Genomic DNA, 20,652 nt, shown 5'->3' on the forward strand with positions numbered 1-20,652 from the left:
AGGAGCTGAACATGTCCGGTTCGATTCGCACTTTCGCACTGTCTCTTCTGGTCGTTGCGCTGTCGCTTCAAGGGTGCAGTAGCAGCGGTGGTCATCACAGCAGTTCCGACGGCTCCGGCAGCGATTCCGAACAGGCCAGCACAGCCAGTGGCGGCTCCGGTGGCGGCGACTCGTCGACCGGTGCAACGGGCTCGGCTGCCGGCGGGTCGGGCAGCACAGCCGGCACAGGCGGTACGGCCGGTTCAGGCAACACGGCGGGCACCGGCGGAACCAATGGAAACGGTGGCACCGGCAGCACTGGCGGCACTGGCGGCACGGGTGGCACCGGTGGCACTGGCGGCGCCACGCCGGCACTGGCCGCCAGCACCGTGCTCAGCAATACCGGCGAGGCGGTGACCGACGTCGGCGGTACCGTTAGCGGCGTCGGTGCGCTGGTGAAATCGGTGAGCCTGCCAGTGGGCGGCAGCAGCCTGACCAACGGCGCCGGCGATGTCGTCCAGGACGTTGGCCAGGGTGTTAGTGCCCTGGGCAGCGGCGTGACCAATGGCGTCGGCAAACTTGGCAGCAATCCCAACGCACTGGGCACCACCGTGGCAGGCGCTGGCGGCCTGGTGGACAACACCGGAGCGGCAGTCAGCGATCTGGGCGGCACCGTGACTGCCGTTGGCGCCTCGACGCCGCTGAGCCCCCTCACCCGCACCCTCGGCGGGACCGCGAACCAGGTCGGTGGACAGATCAGCATGATCGGCGACTCGCTCAGCGGCGCGGTGACCGGCAATGGCCCCCTCGCCCCTCTGACCACCCAGCTCAGCGGCACCACCGCCGGCCTGGTCGGCCAGGTCCAGGGCGTCACCCAGAAAACCGGGGCGGCCACCGGGCTCGGCGCGCCGGTCAACAACCTGCTGAGCACCGTCGGCGGCCTGGTGACCCAGACCGGCAACCAGGTTGGCGGCACCACAGGGCTCGCCCCGGTGGGCGGCGCCGTCGCCAACGTCGGCCAGGCCGTTAGTGCCGCGGGCGGCGTAGTTCAAGGCAGCAATGGCAGTTCGGGCGGCAATCCGGTCGGCGGACTGCTGAGCGGCGTCACCGGCGCACTGGGTGGCGCCAGCGGCGGAAGCAATCCGGTCGGCGGACTCGTCTCCGGTGTGACCGGCTCCCTCGGTGGCGCTACCGGCGGCAGCAACCCGGTAGGTGGGCTGGTCGGTGGCGTCACTGGCGCCCTTGGCGGCGCCACCGGCGGCAGCAACCCGGTGGGTGGCCTGGTCGGCGGCGTCACTGGCGCCCTCGGCGGCACCGGTGGCTTGGTCGCCGGTGCCGGGCTGGGCGTGGGCAATGGCGGCAACGGCCTGGGCGCTGGCGCCGGTGTGGCCGCCGGCGAGTCAGGCGTTGCAGCAGGTGTCGGCGCCGGCACCACCACCAACGGCCAACCCAATAGCGGCGGTCTGATCGGCGGCACCCTCGGCACAGTCGGTGGCCTGCTCGGCGGGGTGAACACCGCCTTGGGCGGCGGCGTCCTGGGCGTCACTGCGCCGAAACCGTAACCCGTCGATCCGCCCAGGTTGTAGCGCGAGGGGCCGCAACGGCCCTTCGCACCTCATCTGCAGTGGTTTCAGGGAGAAACCAGATGCGCAAGCTAGCCGTAGTGACACTGTTGTTGGCCTGCCCCTTCGCCTGGGCGGAAAAACCGATCCAGCTGCCCGGCTCGGACATCGAGCAGAGCCTGCCCAAACCCAACCTGCCGGGCGGCGACATCCGTCCGCAGGCGCCCAAGGTGGTCACCCCGGATGCCTCGTCGCGCCAGCCGCAGCAACTGCTGCAGCAGAACATCCGCCTGCGGCGCATCGAAGTCGTCGGCGGCGGCCATTACCCGCTGGCGACCTGGAAGCCATTACTGGAACCGCTGACCCGCCGCGAAATCCGTGTCGGCGATCTGGTTGCGGCGGCCAAGGCGATGACCCGGCGCTATCAGGACGACGGCTTCGTCATCTCCTTCGCCTACGTGCCGAACCAGGACTTCAGCCAGGGCGTCGGGCGCATCATGCTGATCGAAGGGCACCTGAGCGAGGTCCGCTCCGCCGGCGACTTCGGCGTGCACCAGGCCCGCGTCGACCGCTGGATCGAGCGACTGAAGGCCGAGCGGCCGCTGACCCGGGCCAGTTTCGAGCGCTTCAGCGTGCTGATGAGCCGCGTGACCGGCCTGCAGATGAACATGATCCTCGACCCGCCGACCACCACCGATGGCGGAGCCGTGCTGGAGATGGTCGGCCAGCGCAAGCGCGTTGAGACCAGCGCCGACTTCGATAACCGCCACGGCAAGCAGCGCGGTGTGTTCTCCGCCAGCCTGATGTCCATGCTCGGCCTGGGCGAACGCCTGCAGTTCAGCTATCTGTACCCGCCGGGCGACGACAAGGAGTACTACCGCGCCTGGAACTACAGCCAGTTGCTCGGCGACGACGGCCTGCAACTGCTCGCCGGCTACAGCCACTACGACTCGCAGCCGGAAGACCGCGTGGTGGTCGGCCCCTTGCAATACGCGCGACATCGCGAGAACGAGCGGATCAACGCCGGGCTCGGCATCCCCGTACTGCTGCGCCGCGACCTGACCTGGGACGTCAACCTGCGCGCCTACACGGTGGACGACACCAGCCGCTACGACCTGGTGGTGCCGGCCATTCCCTATCGCGTCGAGCTGCACAACAAGCTGCGCGTGGTCGGCGTCGACACCGTCGTGCAGCAGTTTGCCGACAAGCAGGTACGTGCTGGAAGCCTGGGTATCTACCAGGGCCTGAACGCCTTCGGCGCGCAGACTACCGACCCGGTGAAAGCGGCGTTCACCCGCGTGCTCGGCTTCGGCGCCCAGCAGAACCAGTTCGGCGAACACTGGCAGGGCGTGGCAAGCACGAGCTTCCAGTGGAGCCACGACATTCTTCCGGACTCCGAGCAGGTCACCTACGGCGGTTCCAACTTCGGCCGCGGCTACCCCGACGACCAGGCCACCGGCGACAAAGGCTGGGGCGCGTCCTATGAGGCGAACTACAGCTTCCTGCTGCAGAACCATGTGCTCAACCAGCTGCAGCCCTATGCCGTCATCGACGGGGCACGCACCTGGTACAACAGCGATGGTCTGCAGGGCTCCAAGCTGGGCTCCGGCGCGCTCGGTGTCCGCCTGTCCGACCGCAAGCACTACGTGGTCGGCGTGGAAGTGGCCAAGCCGTTCGGCGACCGCGCCATCGACAACGACGAACGCAGCCCGCGCCTGAACATCACCTTCAGCTACCAGTTCCCCTGAGTAGCCGGCCGGCGCTCACTGTGCCGGCCGCAGCGACTCGATGTACGGGCGCAGCGAATAGCCCAGCTGCGGCTCGAGTGCCGCCACGCGCTTCTTCAGGCCGCGCAGGTTGAGCGTCTGCTCGAGCCCAGCCGGGACGAAGACGATCACGTTGCCCTCCGGCACCGGGCACTCCCAGTAATGCCTGTGGAAGCGCCCGCGCAGCAGCGCCGCACCCAGCGGCCGGCCGTCGTCGGTGCTCCACTGGTTGATCACCAGCCAACCGCCGGGACGCAGGCGCTCGCGGCAGGCGCCGAGGAAATCCCAGCCCAGGTGCGCCGGCGCCGGGCCGGTGTCGGTGTAGAGGTCGAGGAAGATCAGATCGGCCGGCTCGCAGTCCTGCAACTCCTGCACCGCATCGCCGACCCGCAGCAGCAGCCGCGGGTCCTCGCCGAGGCCCAGGTGCTCACGGGCCAGGCGCGGCACCGCCGGGCGCAACTCGATGGCCTCCACTTCGTCGAGCGCAAGGTGGCGCAGGCAGGCCAGGGTCAGGCTGCCGGCGCCGAAGCCGAGGAAGAGCGCGCGTTTGGGCTTCGAGTGGCAGAGCGCACCGAGCAGCATGGCGCGCGAGTAGTCGTACTCGAGCCAGCTCGGGTCGGCGGTCAGCACGCAGCTCTGCTCGACTTCGTCGCCGAACTCCAGGTAACGGAAGTCACCCTGCTCGACCACGCGGATCACGCCGAATTCGTCGCGCTCCTCGACGATCAGACGGTCTTCGCTCATCGCGCTGCTCTGCTGCACTGCATGCAGGCGGGACGAACCACGGCGTCTGCTGGAGGAGTCGATGGAGGAATGTTCGGCACTGCTTGGCGCACTCGGAAATCCTTGCTCGGTGGACGGCGTGCTCGTCACGCCGGATGGTCGGAGGCGCAAGGATACCAGCCCCGGCGGGTCAGCCCCATCACTGCCCGAGCGCCGCCGCAAGCGCCGGTGATACCATTCGAGCATCTTTCGCCATTGCCGCACGAGCCACCGATGAGCCAAGCCTGGAGCCCCGATAGCTGGAGAAGCCTTCCCATCCAGCAGCAACCCGTCTACCCCGACGCCGCCCGCCTGCGCGCGGTCGAGGAAAGCCTCGCCAGCTCCCCGCCGCTGGTGTTCGCCGGCGAGGCCCGCGAGCTGCGCCGGCAGTTCGCCGAAGTCACGGCCGGGCGCGCCTTCCTGCTGCAAGGCGGCGACTGTGCCGAGAGCTTCGTCGAGTTCTCCGCGGCGAAAATCCGCGACACCTTCAAGGTGCTGCTGCAGATGGCGGTGGTGATGACCTTCGCCGCCGGCTGCCCGGTGGTGAAAGTCGGGCGCATGGCCGGGCAGTTCGCCAAACCGCGCTCGGCCGGTGAAGAAACCATCGGCGGCGTCACCCTGCCGGCGTACCGCGGCGACATCATCAATGGCATCGGCTTCGACGAGGCCAGCCGCGTACCCGATCCGCAACGCCTGCTGCAGGCCTACCACCAGTCCACCGCGACCCTTAACCTGCTGCGCGCCTTCGCCCAGGGCGGCTTCGCCGACCTCCACGAAGTGCACCAGTGGAACCTCGACTTCATCGCCAACTCGGCGCTGGGCGAGAAGTACAGCCAGCTCGCCGACCGCATCGACGAAACCCTCGCCTTCATGCGCGCCTGTGGCCTGGACACCTCGCCGCAGCTGCGCGAAGTGAGCTTCTTCACCGCCCACGAAGCGCTGCTGTTGAACTACGAGGAAGCCTTCATCCGCCGCGACAGCCTCACCGGCGGCTGGTACGACTGTTCGGCGCACATGCTCTGGATCGGCGACCGCACCCGCCAGCTCGACGGCGCGCATGTGGAAATGCTGCGCGGCGTGGGCAACCCCATCGGGGTCAAGGTCGGCCCGAGCATGACCGACGAGGAGCTGATCCGCCTGATCGACATCCTCAACCCGGACAATGACCCGGGCCGCCTCAACCTGATCGTGCGCATGGGCGCCGACAAGGTCGGCGACGGCCTGCCCCGCCTGCTGCAGACCGTGCAGCGCGAAGGCCGCCAGGTGCTGTGGAGCTGCGACCCGATGCACGCCAACACCATCAAGGCCTCCAGCGGCTACAAGACCCGCGACTTCGCGCGCATCCTCACCGAGGTGCGGCAGTTCTTCGAAGTGCACAAGGCCGAAGGCACCTACGCGGGCGGTATCCACATCGAGATGACCGGGCAGAACGTCACCGAATGCATCGGCGGCGCGCGACCGATCACCGAAGCCGGGCTGAGCGATCGCTACCACACCCACTGCGATCCACGGCTGAACGCCGACCAGTCGCTGGAGCTGGCATTCCTCATCGCCGAGACGCTGAAACAGGTACGCCGCTAAGCGGCCCGGCTCTTCGTAGGAGCGAGCTTGCTCGCGAACGCTCTTGTGCCTAGGCGGTTCGCGAGCAAGCTCGCTCCTACAGGGTCTGCGCCAGGGATGCCTTCAGGCGAGCGCCCTCCGGCTTGCGACAACCCACGTGCACGTTCTCCAGCCCCAGCCAGTCCGCCATCTCGCGTAGCTGCTCGGCCAGGCTGGCATATCCCGACTCGCCCAACGGCCGCTCCTCCTCATGCACGGCGTGCACCGCCAGCCGCCCTTGGGCCCGCTCGGCACGCAAGTCAATGCGTGCCGCCAGGCGCTCGTCGAACAGGAAGGGCAACACGTAGTAGCCGTACACCCGCTTGTGCTGCGGCGTGTAGATCTCCAGCCGATAGCGGAAGTCGAACAGCCGCTCGGTGCGTGCGCGCTCCCACACCAGCGAATCGAACGGCGACAGCAGCGCGCTCGCCCGCACCTTGCGTGGAATGACGGGTTCGCCGGCCACGTAGGCGGCCTGCGACCAACCCTTGACCTGCACTTGTCGCAGCTCGCCGGACTCGACCAGCTCAGCCAACCGCGCCTTGCTATCCGCAGCATCGAGGCGGAAGTAGTCGCGCAGGTCCGCCTCGGTCGCCACCCCAAGCGCGACGGCGGCGTGCAGCAGCAAACCTCGCTGCGCCTCCTCGGCGCCGGGTTCCGGAGCACCCAGCAGGACATCCGGGAACACCCTTTCCGGCAAGTCATAGAGACGCTCGAAGCCCCGTCGCCCCGCAACAGTCACCTCACCGGCGGCGAACAGCCATTCCAGCGCGTGCTTCTCGGCGCTCCAGTCCCACCAGGGACCCGCGCGCTCGCTGCGCGTGCTCAGGCTGCCGGCGCCCAACGCGCCTTGCTCGCGCACCGCCTGCAGGACTCTCTCGATGACTGCGCGCTGCTCCACGCCGAACTGCGCCAGCTGCTTGTAGATGCCCTGCCCGTCCGCCGCGCGGCGCATGCGCCAGCGCATCAGCGGATAAAGCTCCAGTGGCAGCAGCGAGGCCTCGTGCCCCCAGTACTCGAACATCCGCCGATGCCGCCCGGCGCTCCAGGCCGCCTCGTCGAGCAGCGCCTGGGAGTAATTGCCCAGGCGCGAGAACAGCGGCAGGTAGTGCGAACGCACCAGCGCGTTGACCGAATCGATCTGCAATACACCGAGCCGCTCGATCAGTTGCTGCAAGTGCTTGCGCTGCACCTGCGCGCGCGGCCGGCGATTGGCGAAGCCCTGGGCCGCCAAGGCCAGGCGGCGGGCTTCCTTGAGGGAAAAGTTGTCGGTCATGCGGGCGCTCCCTGGCCGGATCGAGGCTCGATCCTACGCCAACTCGCCTCAGGCCGGCAGCGACTGCGTGGAGGGTGCGGCAAATGGCCGGGCGAAGCTGAAGGCCTCGGCAGTCGAGCCCCTCTCGGCCAGGCTCTGCAGGGCACGGCGCGCGTCCTCTAGCGTCGGCAGCTGCCCCGCCGGCAGCCACCAGAGCGCCAGGCTCGGCCCGTCCACCTTCTCCATCCATTCCTTGCGCTGCTTCAGCAGCTCCAGGTGCGGACCGGCGTAGACGTAGTCGCGCAGCGCTTCGAGTGAATCCCAGAGCGACAGGTTGACGATGATCTGCGGATCGTCGAAGGCCTGGATGGAGGTGGCGTCGCCCTCCTCCGTCTGCAGGCGCCAGACGAAGCCGGGGCTGGCCTCAGCAAGGGCATTGATGGGCGCGAGCTGCTCGACGAAACCGCGCATCAGTGGGTGATCCATGGGTGCCCTGGCCCGGGCGATGTTGACCTGGGCCAGGTGGTAGCGGTGGGACATGGGCAAGTCCTTGTGCATTTATGATTGCCGCTCAGCGGCGTAGATGGTCGATCCAGAACGGAGTTTCGCTTTCCTGCAGGATATCGGCGCGACTCAAGCCGATGTCCTTGAGCGCCTCGTCGCTCAGGCTGGCCAGTTGCTCGCGCTGCCGGGCCAGTTCGCGCCAGCGCCAGATGCGGGCCTGCAGGCGTTGCCAGAGCGATGGGTGCAAAGCGTTCCGCGCTGCCTTGTGCGGGGTGATCACGAAGCCTAGTTGAGCTTTCATCATGCTGTCCTCCCTGTGGGGCTGGCACTAGTGTCTCGCCAGGCATAAGATCAATCCAACGAATCATTCTTATGCATCCCATCTCGGAGATTGATGTATGAGCACCTTCCCCAGCATCGACAGCGAACTGCTGCGCACCTTCGTCGCCATCGCCGATCACGGCGGCTTCACCCGCGCCGCCGAAGTGGTCAACCGCACCCAATCGGCGGTGAGCATGCAGATGAAGCGCCTCGAGGAGGACGTGCTGGAGCGCGCATTGTTCGAACGCGACGGCCGGCAGGTGCGGCTGACGCCGGAAGGCCAGGTGCTGCTCGGTTATGCGCGGCGCATCCTGCGGTTGCAGGGCGAGGTGTTCAACACATTCCGCCAGCCGCACATGGTCGGCGCGGTGCGCATCGGCACGCCGGACGACTACGTGATGCGTTTCCTGCCGGAGATCCTTTCGCGTTTCGCCCAGGCCTATCCGCTGGTCCAGGTGGAAGTGCATTGCGAACCTTCGTCCCAGTTGCTGACGCGCAACGACCTGGACCTGACCATAGTCACGCGCGAACCCGGCACCGAGATCGGCCAGTTGCTGCGCCAGGAGCCCTTCGTGTGGATGGCCGCGGAAGGCTTCTGCCCGCAAGACCAGCGCCCCTTGCCGCTGGCCATGTTCAACACCACCTGCTTCTGCCGCGCCTGGGCCTGCAATGCCCTGGAAGCGATGGATCTCGACTATCGCATCGCCTACAGCAGCCCGAGCCTCTCCGCGCTGTTCGCCGTGGCCAGCGCCGGGCTGGCTGTCACCGCGCAACTGCGCAGCCTGCTGACCGGCAACCTGCGCATCATTGGTGAAGAAGAAGGGCTGCCCGTCCTGCCCAATGCGAGCATCGTGCTGCTGCGCGGCAACCGGATGACGCCGGTGACCGACAAGCTGGCGGAATACATCGTCGAAGGCTTCCGCGCCTGAGACGGATCATGCATGTATCGCCAGCACCAGGCCGCACAGCACGAGGAACGCACTGAAAGCCACGCGCAGCCCGCGCTCGGGTAGCACATGGGCCATCCGTACCCCCCAGGAAACGCTCAGCATCCCGCCGAGCGCCAGTGCCGCCCCAGTCTGCCAGTCGACATGGCCGTGACCGGCATAGGTGGCGAGCGCTACTGCCGTGCTCGGCGCCGCCAGAGCCAGGGCCAACCCCTGTGCAGCGACCTGAGTGAGGCCGAAAACTGACGTCAGCACGGGCGCCGCCACCACACCGCCGCCGACGCCGAACAGCCCGCCGAGGGTCCCGGCACCCAGTCCCAGTGCGCCCATCCAGTGCAGCCCGTAGCGCGGCGTATCGCCCCGCTGCGGCGCTTTTCGGGACAGCTGCAGGAGCAGGAAGAACGCCAGCACCGCCAGGAAGATGACGAACGCCAGGCGCATGTGCCGTGCGTCCATGTTGACCGCGAAGCGGGCGGCGAAGAAGGCGCAGACCAGGCTGGCCACGGCGAGTACCGATGCCTGCAGCGGATCGATCCGGTTGTGCTGGTGGTAGCGCCATAGCGCCACCAGCACATTGGGCAGCACCATCACCAGCGCGGTGCCCTGCGCCAGCTGCTGGTCGAGGCCGAACAGCACGCCCAAGGCAGGAATCGCGAGCATTCCACCACCAATTCCGAACAAGCCACCCAGGCTGCCCAGGACCACACCCAAAAGAAATTCCAGCGCCAGACTGACCATAAGCACCTCCACATTGATGGCCCCATGCTAGGCAAGCCAGGCTGGATGGGAAACGCAAAGCACAGCACAATGGCTTTGCATTTTTCGCACAGGCAGCGCCATGACGCCCTCCTCGCTCGAAGAACAACTCAGCCTGTATCTCGATGTACTCGAAGGCGGCAGCTTCTCCGCCGCGGCGCGCCTGCGGCAGCTCACGCCCTCCGCGGTGGCGCGGCGCATGGACACGCTGGAAGCCAGCCTGGGCGCCACACTGCTGATCCGCAGCACCCATGCGGTGCGCGCGACGCCTGCCGGTCATGCATTTGCAGAGCGCGCCCGGCGTATCGTCGACGAACTGCGCCAAGGCCGCGCCGAAGCCGTTTCGCTGAGCACCGCGCCGGAAGGGCTGATCCGCATCGACGCCCCCATCCCCTTCGGCCGGCGCCACCTGGCGCCCATACTCGCCGACTTCCTCACAGCCAACCCCGGTCTCGACGTGCAATTGCGCCTGATCGACAGCTTCACCGACCAGCGCGGCGAAAATCTCGGCCAGGTCGACCTGGTGCTGCGCATCGGCCCGCTGCCGGACAGCCGCCTGGTAGCGACGCGCCTGGCATCGATGCGAAGGATCGTCTGCGCCAGCGCCGCCTATCTGAAGCACCACGGCACGCCACTCTCGCCGCTGGAATTGCCGGCGCATGTAGGCCTGGACTGGGAAGGACTGGCGCCGCCGCAGGCCTGGCGCTTCCTCATCGACGGCCGCCTGCAGCACCTGCGGCCTGGCCGTTTGCGGATGACGGCCAACAATGCCGAAGCCCTGGTCGAAGGCGCCCTGCAGGGGCTGGGCCTGGCGCACTTGCCGACCTGGCTGTGCAGCGAATACTTGCTCGACGGCCGCCTGCTGCCGCTGTTCTGCAATGGCCGCATGCCGGAACCCGAACCCGGCAGCATCCATGTGCTGCGCCTGGAGCGCACTCCCCATTCGCGCAGCGAACGGCTGCTGGAGTTCCTGGCGCAGCGCTTCGGTTTCCCGCCGCCGTGGGACCGGGCACTGGAACAGCAGCTGTTCAAAAATTAGTCATCGCGCTAAATTAATGCGCAACGACCTATTCGGAGGCACCCCATGAAACCGTCACTGGACGCCTGCGAAGCCCTCAAGCTCGACAACCAGCTGTGCTTCGCCCTCTACTCCACCTCGCTGCAGATGACCAAGGTCTACAAACCGTTGCTGCAGGCCCTGGGCCTTACCTACCCGCAGTACATCGCCATGCTGGTGCTCTGGGAGCAGGACGGCATCACCGTCGGCGACATCAGCTCACGCATGCTCACCGATCCCGGCTCCCTCACCCCGCTGCTCAAGCGCCTGGAGGGCGAAGGCCTGATCACCCGCACGCGCAGCCAGGCCGATGAGCGAGTCGTGGAACTGCGCCTGACCGACAAGGGCCGCGCCCTGCGCCAACAGGCCGAGAGCGTTCCTGGCTGCATCCTCGCCGCCACCGGCCTCGACCTCAAGCAGCTGGCCAGCCTGAAGAACGAATTGGTGGACCTGCGCGGCAGCCTGCAAGGCGCGGACTAGACGCTTATTCCCTGATCGCTATTTGCTTATCGCGAATTCTTCCAAAATTTATCTTGCGCACTAAACAACATGAGACTAACTTCTGCCTCACGCACTTACTTAGCGCGCAAAACTTTAACGCACAAACGTACTGGAGAAACCATCATGCAACGCATCCAAGCCCTCTACACCGCCACCGCTACCGCTACCGGGGGCCGCGACGGCCGCGCCGTCTCCTCCGATGGCGTCCTCGACGTGAAACTGACCACCCCGCGCGAACTCGGCGGCCTGGGCGGCGCAGCAACCAACCCGGAACAACTGTTCGCAGCCGGCTATTCGGCCTGCTTCATCGGCGCCCTGAAGTTCGTCGCCAGCCAGAGCAAGCGTCAGCTCCCCGCAGACGCCTCGATCACCGGCAAGGTCGGCATCGGCCAGATCCCCGGCGGTTTCGGCCTGGAAGTGGAACTGAACATCAGCCTCCCCGGCCTTGATCGCAGCGTTGCCGAAGAGCTGGTCGCCGCGGCTCACCAGGTCTGCCCGTACTCCAACGCCACCCGCGGCAACATCGACGTGCGCCTGAACGTCGCCGTCTGACCCAAGCCCAGCCACCCCACCGAGGACATGAACATGAAAGCGCTCAGCAAAACCCTGACCGGCGGCCTGCTCGCCCTCGCCATCGGCAATGCCTTCGCCGCCGGCAGCCCGGGCGTCGAGCACACCACCCAGGCCTTCCTCGAAGCCCTGGAAGCCGGCGGCGGCAAACCGCTGGAAACGCTCTCGCCGAAGGATGCCCGTGCCGTGCTGACTGGCGCCCAGGCCTCGGTGAAGGTGGACCTCTCCGGCACCAACGTCAGCGAGAAGACCATCCAGGCCGATGGCCAGGCCATCAAGCTGACCATCGTCCGCCCGGCCAACGCCAAGGGCACGCTGCCGGTGTTCATGTTCTTCCACGGCGGCGGCTGGGTACTGGGTGACTACCCGACCCACGCCCGGCTGATCCACGACCTGGTGGTGAACTCCGGCGCGGTAGCGGTCTACGTCGGCTACACCCCGTCGCCCGAGGCGCATTACCCGGTGGCGATCAACCAGGCCTACGCGGCAACCAAGTGGGTCGCCGAACACGGCAAGGAGATCAATGTCGACGGCTCACGCCTGGCGGTGGCCGGCAACAGCGTCGGCGGCAACATGGCCGCGGTGGTCGCGCTGATGGCCAAGGACAAGGGCACGCCCAAGCTGCGCTTCCAGGCCCTGCTGTGGCCGGTGACCGACGCCAGCTTCGAGACCACGTCGTACAACCAGTTCGCCCAGGGGCACTTCCTCACCAAGCCGATGATGCAGTGGTTCTGGGACAGCTACACCACCGACGCGAAACAGCGCACCGAGACCTACGCCTCGCCGCTGCGCGCCACGCCCGAGCAGCTCAAGGGCCTGCCGCCGGCGCTGGTGCAGACCGCCGAGTTCGACGTGCTGCGCGATGAAGGCGAGGCCTATGCCCGTCACCTGGACGCTGCCGGCGTGCCGGTCACCGCCGTGCGCTACAACGGCATGATCCACGACTACGGCCTGCTCAACCCGCTGGCCAAGGTCCCGGAAGTCCAGGCCGCCATGCGTCAGGCCGGCGTCGAGCTGAAACAGCACCTGAAATGACAGGCGCTGGAAACGAAAAAGCCCGGCATCTGCCGGGCTTTTTCACGTCACGCGAAGGCTCAGGCCTTGACGCGGGACTTGTACTCGCCGGTGCGGGTATCGATCTCGATGGAGTCACCGATTTCGCAGAAGGCGGAAACCTGAACCTCGGCACCGTTCTTCAGGCGAGCGGTCTTCATCACTTTACCGGAGGTGTCGCCACGGACAGCCGGCTCGGTGTAGACGATTTCGCGAACGATGGTGGTCGGCAGTTCAACGGAGATCACTTTCTCGTTGTAGAACACCGCTTCGCAGACGTCGGTCATGCCGTCTTCGATGAAGGTCAGCACGCCTTCCAGATCGTCTTTCTCGATCTCGTACTGGTTGAACTCGGTGTCCATGAAGACATACAGCGGGTCCGCGAAGTAGGAGTAGGTCACTTCCTTGCGATCGAGAATGATCGGCTCCAGCTTGTCGTCAGCCTTGAACACGGTCTCGGTGCCGGCACCGGTCAGCAGGTTCTTCAGCTTCATCTTGACGACCGCGGAGTTACGGCCGGATTTGTTGAACTCGGCCTTCTGGATGACCCAGGGGGCGCCATTGATGTTGGCAACCTGGCCAGCGCGGAACTCTTGTGCGGTTTTCATACGATTATCCGATTGGATTGGTGACAAAAAACAGGGGCCATATCATAGCCAATTTGTATAAAAACGCACCAGCCCCGCGGCAAGATCCGTTTTTGCCGCGTACTCACGGCTCCAGCGATCGGCCCAATCGCTCCACGACGACAGCTGCTTTTCCAGCGCCGACCAGGCCGCGCTCGGCTCACCCTGTCCGTTCCAGGCATGCCAGAAAGCGACCAGCGGCGCCCTGAGCGCTTCGTCCTGCCCCAGCACATAGAGCGCGAGGAAAGCGTCCAGCTTCTCCAGGTGAACACCCTCCTCCTGCTCATAGATGTGCCAGACGAACGGCCGGCCAGCCCATAGCGCGCGGACGAAGGAATCCTCACCGCGCACGGCATTGAAATCACAGCTCCACAGCAGCAGGTCGTAGTCCTCCTGACGCACGAACGGCAATACCTGGACGCGCAGGCTGCCGCGCGAATGCTGAGCGCCGACCGCCAATCCGGGCAATCCGAACCAAGCCGCCACATCCCCCAGCACCCGCCCTTCCGGAACCAGCAGAAGCGTGGCCTGCCCGGCCGAGGCCAAGCTATCCAGCCAGCCGCCCAGCGCGGAATTCTCGTAGGCGAATAGAGAGAAGACCCGCTCCCCCTCCTGCATGCTTACTCCAAGCGCGCCCAGGAAGGATTGCCGCTGCTGCGTGTCACGTTGAAAGACCTGGCGCCGCTCGATCAGCCCAGCCTCGCGAAGCAGTCCGCCAGCGCCATTCTGGAAACCAGGGAAGTAGAAGTACTTCTGCAGTCCGTTGGGCTGCATCGATGGCAGGCCGTGACAGGAAGTCACCCAGTCCTCGGCACTGAGGTACTCCAGGTTCAGCCACAGCGGCGCCACCGCGCGCGTCTGCATGGCTTCAACATAGGAAGCCGGCAACGGACAGGCGAACGCCTCGATGACCACATCGGCGGCAGCCGTGTCTTCCCACACTGCCGGCCACCGACGCACTTCGACGCCCGCCTGCCATTGCTGCGCCAGATTGGCGTCGGCCTGCGGGCAAAGGCGCGCGAACGAAGCCAGGTCGTCGATCCACAGGCGCACCTGCTGCCCATGCTCGCCGGCGAGCTGGCGGGCGAGGCGCCAGGTCACGCCGATGTCGCCGTAGTTGTCCACCACGCAGCAGAAGATGTCCCAGCTGGCCATTGCACTCGCCTTCGATGAAAGGCGCCCAGTGTAGCAAGCCGGCACCGGCCGATTTCCCCCCGGAAGTCTTAAGCCGATGAATCCGTTGAAAAAAAGATTTGCGTTCGGGGAATTGTTTGAGTAAAGTGCGCGCCTCGACAGACACAGCGCTGTCGAGATTCTGGTGAGGTGTCCGAGCGGTTGAAGGAGCACGCCTGGAAAGTGTGTATACGGGAAACCGTATCGAGGGTTCGAATCCCTCCCTCACCGCCAGATCAAAAGCCCGGCTAACTGATGAAGTTAGCCTAGCCGGGCTTTTTCGTTCTCGAGCCATTACTTCCCCGATACCTGCAAGTTCGGATTGAACTAATTCGAAGATGGCGATCAAGCCACTTGCTGGCCAGAAAACAGCACTCCACCCCCTCCGCCGAGCACTCGCTTGAGCCGCCCTAGGACTCGCCCGCCAGCGCAACCGTTTCATAAATTGAACACTTTTTGTGCAAATGCATGACGAAACTAGTGCAAAGTTCGCTCAAGCATAAAAAAAATTGCTCTACTTGCGCTTGGTCAGTTTACTTACTACAAGTAATGAGTACTATGTAGTCCGGCTAATTTCCCAGTCATGGGAGATTGCTTTAATGGAAATGTCCACCTTAAGGGGAACACGATGAACAACGTTCTGAAATTCTCTGCTCTGGCTCTGGCTGCTGTTCTGGCCACCGGTTGCAGCAGCCACTCGAAAGAAACCGAAGCCCGTCTGACCGCTACCGAAGACGCCGCTGCCCGCGCTCAAGCCCGCGCTGACGAAGCCTATCGTCACGCTGACGAAGCTCTGGCCGCTGCTCAGAAAGCCCAGCAGACTGCTGACGAGGCTAACGAGCGCGCTCTGCGTATGCTGGACAAAGCCAGCCGCAAGTAATAGATCCTCGGATCTATTCAAAAAGCCGACCCTCACGGGTCGGCTTTTTTATTGCCTGCAACTTCCTGTGGGCAATAAAAAACCCGCCGACCTGAGGTCAGCGGGTTTCGTGAAGAGCCCCGGGTATCAGGGGTTCTGCACGGCGTTCTCACTGGCAGCCACGGAAGACTGAGGCGGCGTCGGCTGGGCGATTGCGACCGGCAGGCCATCTTCGGCAGCCACGACGTCACGCACGGTGTTCCAGTCGAGTTGCATCTGGTTGGCGATGTCTTCGCGCTTGAGCAGGGCATTGATCACTGCAGTGTGCTTGTCGACTACCGACGGGTTGCCGTGATCGTCGATCGGAGTGTGCGCTTCCAGATAGATCTTGCCTTCGGCGCGACCGAACTTGTACGGCTCGTTGATGATGCGTACCGAAGTTCCGACCGGAACCATCGGGAAGATTTCCGTCACGTCGTTGTTGTACATGCGGAAGCAGCCGTGACTGGTACGGGTACCGATGCCGAACTTCTTGTTCGAGCCGTGGATCAGGTAGCCCGGAACACCGAGGGACATCTTGTATGGACCCAACGGGTTGTCCGGGCCCGGCGGGATCACGGTCGGCAATGGATCGCCGTCGGCGGCGTGCTCGGCGCGGATCGATGCCGGCGGATACCAGGCCGGATCCTTGGTCTTGGCGACGATGCTGGTGTGCGCGATGGGCGAACCCCAACCTTCACGACCGATACCCAGCGGATAGGTGTAAACGACGTTCTTGCCCTTCGGGAAGTAGTACAGGCGGTACTCGGCAATGTTGATGACGATGCCTTCGCGCGGGCCCGGCGGCAGGATGAAGCGAGTCGGAATGATGACTTCGGTACCCGTGCCCGGCAGCCAGGCGTCGACGCCAGGGTTGGCGGCGATCATTTCCTGGTAGCCCAGATCGTAGGTCTTACCCAGGTCGGCGAAGGTGTCTTCGTACTTGGCCTTGATCACCTGCACCTGGCCGACGATGTCGTCGCCCGGCGGCGGCAGCGGCAGCTCAAGAGCGGAAACGGGGTTGGCCGACAGCAGCGCGGCGATCGACAGCGAGCAGGCGGCAAAAACGCGCGACAACATCCGAGTGATCCTTGAGGAGAGCGGTTGAAAGAAAGGGCAATAGTGTAACACTCAGACCCCGCTCTCCGGGAGAGTTCATAGCGGCCAGGATATTCGCCGGCCGCGCTTCTCCTCTTGCAGATGTTGCAGGCAACTCGGGCAGATTCGCCGATCGCGCAGCAGTTCCCGTTCAGCCTCGCGCCAGAGCGGCTGCGCAGGTAGAAGGCCACCACAAAGCGTCCGGTCTGCCGGGGTGCCGAGCTCCAGCTGGCGGGCGACGAGATGCACGCGCACCTCGCGGCAGGCGAACAGATCGAGCTGGGAATCGGGCTCGATCAGCTGGTAGGCAAAGAGGGTCCAGGCGGGGCGGGACATGGTGGCTCCTGAAGGGTGCGCAAACATAGCGGAAAGCCCCCGCGCGGGGAAGCCTCGCAAGGCATTCAGAGCATCGGTTTCAGCTGCGGCCAGACGTTTTCCAGCAAGCGAGGCTGCGCCGCGGCCGTAGGGTGAATACCGTCCGCCTGCATCAACTGCGGCACACCCCCCACCCCATCGAGGAAGAACGGCACCAGCGGCACCTGGCTGGCTTGCGCGACCTGTTCATAGGCCCGCACAAACGCCTGGGTATAGCGCTCGCCATAGTTCGGCGGCAGGCGCATGCCCAGCAGCAACACCTTGGCGCCGGCCTGCTGCGAGGCAGCGACCATGGAAGCAAGATTCTGTTGCAATTGCTGAGGCGGCTGCCCGCGCAGGCCATCGTTGCCGCCCAGCTCGATAACCACCAGCCCCGGCTTCTCCCCCGAAAGCAGCGCCGGCAAGCGCGCCAGGCCGCCCGCGCTGGTGTCGCCGCTGATCGAAGCATTGACCACCTTGTAGGCATATCCCTCTTTCCGCAGGCGTTGCTGCAGCAGCGTGACCCAACCCTGGTCGGTATTCAGGCCAAATCCGGCGCTGATACTATCGCCGACGACCAGCAGCGTCTGCGCCGCGGCCTGCTGCCCGAGCAACAGCAACGCCAGGCAACCGCCCATTAGCCAAGCACGCATCGGACCCTCCATGAGCGAAAGCATTCTTACCGCGCGCAACCTTAGCAAGGTCGTTCCCAGCACGGAAGGCGAGTTGACCATCCTCCACGACCTCTCCCTGGCGCTGAATCGCGGCGATAGCCTGGCGATCGTCGGCAGTTCGGGCTCGGGCAAGTCGACGCTGCTCGGACTGCTCGCCGGCCTCGACGTCCCCAGCGAAGGCAGCGTCGAACTGGCCGGGCAGCGCCTGGAGACTCTCGACGAGGACCAGCGAGCAAGGCTGCGCGCCGCCCACGTCGGTTTCGTCTTCCAGTCCTTCCAACTGCTCGACAGCCTCAACGCGCTGGAGAACGTCATGCTGCCGCTCGAACTGGACGGCCGCCGCGACGCCCGCCAGCAAGCCCGCGAACTGCTGGAACGGGTCGGCCTCGGCCAGCGCCTAACGCATTACCCGCGCCAGCTCTCCGGCGGCGAGCAACAGCGCGTGGCGATAGCCCGCGCCTTCGCCGCAGAACCGGACGTGCTATTCGCCGACGAGCCCACCGGCAACCTCGATACGGCCACCGGCGAACGCATCAGCGACCTCCTCTTCGAGCTCAACCGCGAACGCCACACCACGCTGGTCCTGGTCACCCATGACGAGCGCCTGGCGCACCGCTGCCGGCGGCTGATCCGCCTGGAGAGCGGCCACCTCATAGACCACCTGGAGCCCTGAACCATGCGCTCGCTGCCGCTCTCGCGTCTGTTCGGCCTGGCCCTGCGTCAACTGCACCGCGAATGGCGCAGCGGCGAATTGCGAGTACTGTTCTTCGCCCTGCTGATCGCGGTCACCTGCAGTTCGGCGATCGGCTACTTCAGCGCTCGCCTGAACGGCGCCATGCTGGTCCGCGCCGCTGAATTCCTCGGTGCCGACCTGGTGCTAAACGGCACACAACCAGCCAGCGCGGAACAACGCGATGTCGGAGCCCGGCTGGGGCTGCGCCACGCCTACAGCGTCGAGTTCTCCAGCGTCATCGCCACCGACCAGGGCATCCAGCTGAGCAGCGTCAAGGCAGTGGATGGCAGCTATCCGCTGCGCGGCGAACTGAAAAGCGCGGCCGCGCCCCAGCTGCCCGAACAACCCGGGGGAAGGCCGCAACCTGGCGAGGTCTGGGTGGAGGCACGCCTGCTCACCGCGCTCGATCTCAAGGTCGGCGACAGCGTCGAAGTCGGTCGCAAGGACCTGCGCATCGCCCGCGTACTGACCTACGAGCCCGACCGCGCCGGCGACTTCTATAGCCTGACACCCCGGGTAATGATGAACCTGCACGACCTGGACGCCACCGGCGTGGTGCAGCCCGGCAGCCGGGTCACCTATCGCGACCTCTGGGAAGGGCCTGCCGAGGCACTGCAAGCCTATCGCCGCGCGATCGAACCCGGGCTGGCTGCGAACCAGCGCCTGCTCGATGCCCACCACGGCAATCGGCAGATCGGCGACGCCCTGGAGCGTGCCGAACGCTACCTCAACCTCGCCAGCCTGGCCGCCATTCTTCTCGCCGGCGTCGCGGTAGCGCTGTCGGCCAATCGCTTCGCCGCGCGGCGCTTCGATGCCAGTGCCCTGCTCCGCTGCCTTGGCCTGTCGCGGCGCGAAGCCCTCCTTCTATTCGGCTTGCAACTCTTCTGTCTGGGACTTGCGGCCAGCCTGCTGGGTGCCCTGCTTGGATACCTTGCGCAACTCGGCCTGATTGCACTGCTCGGCAACCTGCTGCCGCCCTCGATTCCAGAGGCCGGCGTGCTTCCCGCCGTCGCCGGAGTAGCCACCGGTATGGCTGCCCTGGCCGGATTCGCCCTGCCGCCGCTGGCCGCACTGGGTCGGGTACCGCCACTGCGGGTGCTGCGTAGCGACCTGCTGCCGGTGCCGATGCGCACTTGGCTGGCCTATGGCTGCGCCTTGCTGGCGCTCGGTCTGATCATGTGGCGCTTGAGCCTGGACCTGCGCCTGACCCTGGCACTGCTCGGCGGCGGCGTACTCGCAGCCGTCGTGCTGGGCGCCTTGCTGCTGCTCGCCCTCAACGGCCTGCGCCGCCTGCTCAGCCGCGCCAGCCTGCCGTGGCGCCTGGGGCTAGGCCAACTGCTACGCCACCCGCTGGCCGCCGCAGGGCAATGCCTGGCGTTCGGCCTGATCCTTCTGTGCATGGCACTCATCGCCCTGCTGCGCGGCGAGTTGCTCGACACCTGGCACGCCCAATTGCCCGCCGACGCACCCAACTATTTCGCGTTGAACATCTTGCCGGCGGAGAAGGACGCCTTCGAAAGCCGCGTGCGCCAGCTATCACCCAATGCCGAAGGGCTTTTCCCGATGGTGCCCGGCCGCCTGGTGGCAGTGAACGGCAAGCCGGTACAGGCGCTCAGCGAGGATGTGCGCAGCGAGCGCGCCCTGCAGCGTGACCTCGGGCTTACCTGGTCGCAACAGCTACCGCCGGGTAACCAGTTGGTTGCCGGCTACTGGTGGGGCGACGGCCCGGCGAGCACGCTGCCTGGTGTGTCGGTCGAGGAAAAGCTGGCCGGCAATCTGCGCATCAAGGTCGGCGATCGCTTGAGCTTCAGTGTCGCCGGTCAGACTCGCGAAGCCGAGGTGCGCAGCCTGCGCGCGGTGAAGTGGGACAACTTCCAGCCGAACTTCTTCATGGTGTTCCAGCCCGGCACCCTGGTCGACCTGCCGGTGACCTACCTGACCAGCTTCTATCTGCCAAGCAGCGATCAGCGCGACGCTGTCGAACTGGCGCGGGCCTTCCCGACAGTCACCCTGCTGCCGGTGGACGTTCTGCTGACTCAGCTGCGCAGCATCCTCGACCAGGTGACCCTGGCGGTGGAGTACGTGCTGGTGTTCGTCCTCGCCGCCGGGTTCGCCGTGCTCTTCGCCGGCCTGCAGGCGACCCTCGACGAGCGCCTGCGCCAGGGGGCCCTGCTGCGGGCGCTGGGTGCAGAGCGCGACCTTCTCCAGCGTACCCGGCGCAGCGAATTCGCCCTGCTCGGTGCGGTCAGCGGACTGCTGGCAGCACTGGGTTGCGAGCTGATCAGCTACCTGCTCTACAGCCTGGTCTTCGACCTGCCCTGGCGACCGCATCCGTGGTTGCTCACGGTACCATTGCTCGGCGCCCTTCTGGTTGGCGGTGCCGGGTTGTTCGGCACGCGCAAGGCACTGACCCTGAGCCCGCTGCGCCTGCTGCGGGAAGGCTGATAGACTCGCCTTCCTCTCC

At 65.9% G+C, this 20,652-nt stretch carries 21 protein-coding genes and 1 tRNA gene; 12 read left to right on the forward strand and 10 right to left on the reverse strand.

From position 1 onward, the window contains the following. Window positions 1–11 precede the first annotated feature (11 nt). Together PKB_RS30360 and PKB_RS18020 are read left to right on the forward strand one after the other, a co-directional pair. On the forward strand, window positions 12–1,541 hold the full coding sequence (locus tag PKB_RS30360; RefSeq protein ID WP_043253375.1) for a collagen-like triple helix repeat-containing protein: 1,530 nt from the start codon (window positions 12–14) through the stop codon (window positions 1,539–1,541). A gap of 83 nt (window positions 1,542–1,624) precedes the next feature. Next, window positions 1,625–3,289: a ShlB/FhaC/HecB family hemolysin secretion/activation protein gene (locus tag PKB_RS18020; protein WP_043253376.1), complete on the forward strand. Its 1,665-nt coding sequence runs from the start codon at window positions 1,625–1,627 to the stop codon at window positions 3,287–3,289. 15 nt (window positions 3,290–3,304) lie between these two features. Here the strand turns inward: PKB_RS18020 and PKB_RS18025 are convergent, their stop codons facing one another. Next, entirely contained in the window at window positions 3,305–4,051 is a 747-nt protein-coding gene (locus PKB_RS18025; protein WP_043253377.1) for a spermidine synthase, read from the reverse strand. A gap of 252 nt (window positions 4,052–4,303) precedes the next feature. Between PKB_RS18025 and PKB_RS18030 the strand changes: the two genes are divergently transcribed. Continuing rightward, window positions 4,304–5,650, forward strand: a complete 1,347-nt coding sequence (locus PKB_RS18030; protein WP_043253378.1) for a class II 3-deoxy-7-phosphoheptulonate synthase — start codon at window positions 4,304–4,306, stop codon at window positions 5,648–5,650. A gap of 76 nt (window positions 5,651–5,726) precedes the next feature. On the opposite strand, the gene PKB_RS18035 is transcribed toward PKB_RS18030, so the two are convergent. From PKB_RS18035 to PKB_RS18045, 3 genes are read right to left on the reverse strand one after another with little or no spacing between them, the layout of a single operon-like run. Then, window positions 5,727–6,944: a winged helix-turn-helix domain-containing protein gene (locus PKB_RS18035; protein ID WP_043253379.1), complete on the reverse strand. Its 1,218-nt coding sequence runs from the start codon at window positions 6,942–6,944 to the stop codon at window positions 5,727–5,729. Window positions 6,945–6,992: 48 nt separating this feature from the next. Next, entirely contained in the window at window positions 6,993–7,463 is a 471-nt protein-coding gene (locus tag PKB_RS18040) for a DUF3291 domain-containing protein (RefSeq protein ID WP_043253380.1), read from the reverse strand. 31 nt (window positions 7,464–7,494) lie between these two features. Next, on the reverse strand, window positions 7,495–7,728 hold the full coding sequence (locus tag PKB_RS18045; protein WP_043257473.1) for a DUF1127 domain-containing protein: 234 nt from the start codon (window positions 7,726–7,728) through the stop codon (window positions 7,495–7,497). Window positions 7,729–7,825: 97 nt separating this feature from the next. Here PKB_RS18045 and PKB_RS18050 point away from each other — a divergent pair, with 97 nt between their 5' ends. Continuing rightward, window positions 7,826–8,677, forward strand: a complete 852-nt coding sequence (locus tag PKB_RS18050) for a LysR substrate-binding domain-containing protein (RefSeq protein ID WP_043253381.1) — start codon at window positions 7,826–7,828, stop codon at window positions 8,675–8,677. A gap of 6 nt (window positions 8,678–8,683) precedes the next feature. Here the strand turns inward: PKB_RS18050 and PKB_RS18055 are convergent, their stop codons facing one another. After that, window positions 8,684–9,433 carry a sulfite exporter TauE/SafE family protein gene (locus PKB_RS18055; RefSeq protein ID WP_043253382.1) on the reverse strand — a complete coding sequence of 250 codons (750 nt, stop codon included), beginning with the start codon at window positions 9,431–9,433 and terminating at the stop codon, window positions 8,684–8,686. Window positions 9,434–9,533: 100 nt separating this feature from the next. Here PKB_RS18055 and PKB_RS18060 point away from each other — a divergent pair, with 100 nt between their 5' ends. The 4 genes from PKB_RS18060 (at window position 9,534) to PKB_RS18075 (ending at window position 12,614) form a co-directional block, all read left to right on the forward strand. Then, window positions 9,534–10,490, forward strand: coding sequence for a LysR family transcriptional regulator (locus tag PKB_RS18060; RefSeq protein ID WP_043253383.1), 957 nt, complete (start codon window positions 9,534–9,536; stop codon window positions 10,488–10,490). A gap of 45 nt (window positions 10,491–10,535) precedes the next feature. Then, a complete protein-coding gene (locus PKB_RS18065; protein ID WP_043253384.1) occupies window positions 10,536–10,988 on the forward strand; it encodes a MarR family winged helix-turn-helix transcriptional regulator in 453 nt (150 codons plus the stop codon). 144 nt (window positions 10,989–11,132) lie between these two features. Continuing rightward, window positions 11,133–11,561, forward strand: a complete 429-nt coding sequence (locus PKB_RS18070; protein WP_043253385.1) for an organic hydroperoxide resistance protein — start codon at window positions 11,133–11,135, stop codon at window positions 11,559–11,561. 33 nt (window positions 11,562–11,594) lie between these two features. After that, window positions 11,595–12,614, forward strand: coding sequence for an alpha/beta hydrolase (locus tag PKB_RS18075; RefSeq protein WP_043257475.1), 1,020 nt, complete (start codon window positions 11,595–11,597; stop codon window positions 12,612–12,614). Window positions 12,615–12,673: 59 nt separating this feature from the next. Here PKB_RS18075 and efp read toward each other — a convergent pair whose 3' ends face one another. Together efp and earP are read right to left on the reverse strand one after the other, a co-directional pair. Beyond that, window positions 12,674–13,240: an elongation factor P gene (gene efp, locus PKB_RS18080; RefSeq protein ID WP_017517001.1), complete on the reverse strand. Its 567-nt coding sequence runs from the start codon at window positions 13,238–13,240 to the stop codon at window positions 12,674–12,676. Between the two features lie 42 nt (window positions 13,241–13,282). Further along, window positions 13,283–14,413: an elongation factor P maturation arginine rhamnosyltransferase EarP gene (gene earP, locus PKB_RS18085; RefSeq protein WP_043253386.1), complete on the reverse strand. Its 1,131-nt coding sequence runs from the start codon at window positions 14,411–14,413 to the stop codon at window positions 13,283–13,285. 162 nt (window positions 14,414–14,575) lie between these two features. Between earP and PKB_RS18090 the strand changes: the two genes are divergently transcribed. Together PKB_RS18090 and oprI are read left to right on the forward strand one after the other, a co-directional pair. Continuing rightward, window positions 14,576–14,665: transfer RNA gene (locus PKB_RS18090), tRNA-Ser, on the forward strand. A 394-nt stretch (window positions 14,666–15,059) separates the two neighbouring features. Next, on the forward strand, window positions 15,060–15,311 hold the full coding sequence (gene oprI / locus PKB_RS18095; RefSeq protein ID WP_024128796.1) for an outer membrane lipoprotei OprI: 252 nt from the start codon (window positions 15,060–15,062) through the stop codon (window positions 15,309–15,311). Between the two features lie 126 nt (window positions 15,312–15,437). On the opposite strand, the gene PKB_RS18100 is transcribed toward oprI, so the two are convergent. From PKB_RS18100 to PKB_RS18110, 3 genes are all read right to left on the reverse strand, one after another. Beyond that, complete coding sequence (locus PKB_RS18100; RefSeq protein ID WP_043253387.1) at window positions 15,438–16,409, reverse strand: L,D-transpeptidase family protein; 972 nt, start codon at window positions 16,407–16,409, stop codon at window positions 15,438–15,440. Between the two features lie 75 nt (window positions 16,410–16,484). Beyond that, window positions 16,485–16,763: a hypothetical protein gene (locus PKB_RS18105; protein ID WP_043253388.1), complete on the reverse strand. Its 279-nt coding sequence runs from the start codon at window positions 16,761–16,763 to the stop codon at window positions 16,485–16,487. A gap of 65 nt (window positions 16,764–16,828) precedes the next feature. Continuing rightward, window positions 16,829–17,434: an arylesterase gene (locus tag PKB_RS18110; protein ID WP_043253389.1), complete on the reverse strand. Its 606-nt coding sequence runs from the start codon at window positions 17,432–17,434 to the stop codon at window positions 16,829–16,831. 10 nt (window positions 17,435–17,444) lie between these two features. Between PKB_RS18110 and PKB_RS18115 the strand changes: the two genes are divergently transcribed. Next, on the forward strand, window positions 17,445–18,128 hold the full coding sequence (locus PKB_RS18115; RefSeq protein WP_043253390.1) for an ABC transporter ATP-binding protein: 684 nt from the start codon (window positions 17,445–17,447) through the stop codon (window positions 18,126–18,128). Between the two features lie 12 nt (window positions 18,129–18,140). Further along, on the forward strand, window positions 18,141–20,633 hold the full coding sequence (locus tag PKB_RS18120; RefSeq protein ID WP_156958136.1) for an ABC transporter permease: 2,493 nt from the start codon (window positions 18,141–18,143) through the stop codon (window positions 20,631–20,633). Window positions 20,634–20,652: the final 19 nt, after the last annotated feature.

This window comes from Pseudomonas knackmussii B13 (assembly GCF_000689415.1).
GTDB lineage: Bacteria > Pseudomonadota > Gammaproteobacteria > Pseudomonadales > Pseudomonadaceae > Pseudomonas > Pseudomonas knackmussii.

What these genes read in the sequence shown, in the direction of transcription:
- PKB_RS30360 (WP_043253375.1), top strand. Translation starts at nt 12, where the DNA reads ATGTCCGGTTCGATTCGCACTTTCGCACTGTCTCTTCTGGTCGTTGCG.
- PKB_RS18035 (WP_043253379.1), bottom strand. Translation starts at nt 6,944, where the DNA reads ATGACCGACAACTTTTCCCTCAAGGAAGCCCGCCGCCTGGCCTTGGCG.
- PKB_RS18030 (WP_043253378.1), top strand. Translation starts at nt 4,304, where the DNA reads ATGAGCCAAGCCTGGAGCCCCGATAGCTGGAGAAGCCTTCCCATCCAG.
- efp (WP_017517001.1), bottom strand. Translation starts at nt 13,240, where the DNA reads ATGAAAACCGCACAAGAGTTCCGCGCTGGCCAGGTTGCCAACATCAAT.
- PKB_RS18050 (WP_043253381.1), top strand. Translation starts at nt 7,826, where the DNA reads ATGAGCACCTTCCCCAGCATCGACAGCGAACTGCTGCGCACCTTCGTC.
- PKB_RS18105 (WP_043253388.1), bottom strand. Translation starts at nt 16,763, where the DNA reads ATGTCCCGCCCCGCCTGGACCCTCTTTGCCTACCAGCTGATCGAGCCC.
- PKB_RS18075 (WP_043257475.1), top strand. Translation starts at nt 11,595, where the DNA reads ATGAAAGCGCTCAGCAAAACCCTGACCGGCGGCCTGCTCGCCCTCGCC.
- PKB_RS18100 (WP_043253387.1), bottom strand. Translation starts at nt 16,409, where the DNA reads ATGTTGTCGCGCGTTTTTGCCGCCTGCTCGCTGTCGATCGCCGCGCTG.
- PKB_RS18040 (WP_043253380.1), bottom strand. Translation starts at nt 7,463, where the DNA reads ATGTCCCACCGCTACCACCTGGCCCAGGTCAACATCGCCCGGGCCAGG.
- PKB_RS18045 (WP_043257473.1), bottom strand. Translation starts at nt 7,728, where the DNA reads ATGAAAGCTCAACTAGGCTTCGTGATCACCCCGCACAAGGCAGCGCGG.
- earP (WP_043253386.1), bottom strand. Translation starts at nt 14,413, where the DNA reads ATGGCCAGCTGGGACATCTTCTGCTGCGTGGTGGACAACTACGGCGAC.
- PKB_RS18110 (WP_043253389.1), bottom strand. Translation starts at nt 17,434, where the DNA reads ATGCGTGCTTGGCTAATGGGCGGTTGCCTGGCGTTGCTGTTGCTCGGG.
- PKB_RS18020 (WP_043253376.1), top strand. Translation starts at nt 1,625, where the DNA reads ATGCGCAAGCTAGCCGTAGTGACACTGTTGTTGGCCTGCCCCTTCGCC.
- PKB_RS18070 (WP_043253385.1), top strand. Translation starts at nt 11,133, where the DNA reads ATGCAACGCATCCAAGCCCTCTACACCGCCACCGCTACCGCTACCGGG.
- PKB_RS18060 (WP_043253383.1), top strand. Translation starts at nt 9,534, where the DNA reads ATGACGCCCTCCTCGCTCGAAGAACAACTCAGCCTGTATCTCGATGTA.
- PKB_RS18055 (WP_043253382.1), bottom strand. Translation starts at nt 9,433, where the DNA reads ATGGTCAGTCTGGCGCTGGAATTTCTTTTGGGTGTGGTCCTGGGCAGC.
- oprI (WP_024128796.1), top strand. Translation starts at nt 15,060, where the DNA reads ATGAACAACGTTCTGAAATTCTCTGCTCTGGCTCTGGCTGCTGTTCTG.
- PKB_RS18025 (WP_043253377.1), bottom strand. Translation starts at nt 4,051, where the DNA reads ATGAGCGAAGACCGTCTGATCGTCGAGGAGCGCGACGAATTCGGCGTG.
- PKB_RS18065 (WP_043253384.1), top strand. Translation starts at nt 10,536, where the DNA reads ATGAAACCGTCACTGGACGCCTGCGAAGCCCTCAAGCTCGACAACCAG.
- PKB_RS18115 (WP_043253390.1), top strand. Translation starts at nt 17,445, where the DNA reads ATGAGCGAAAGCATTCTTACCGCGCGCAACCTTAGCAAGGTCGTTCCC.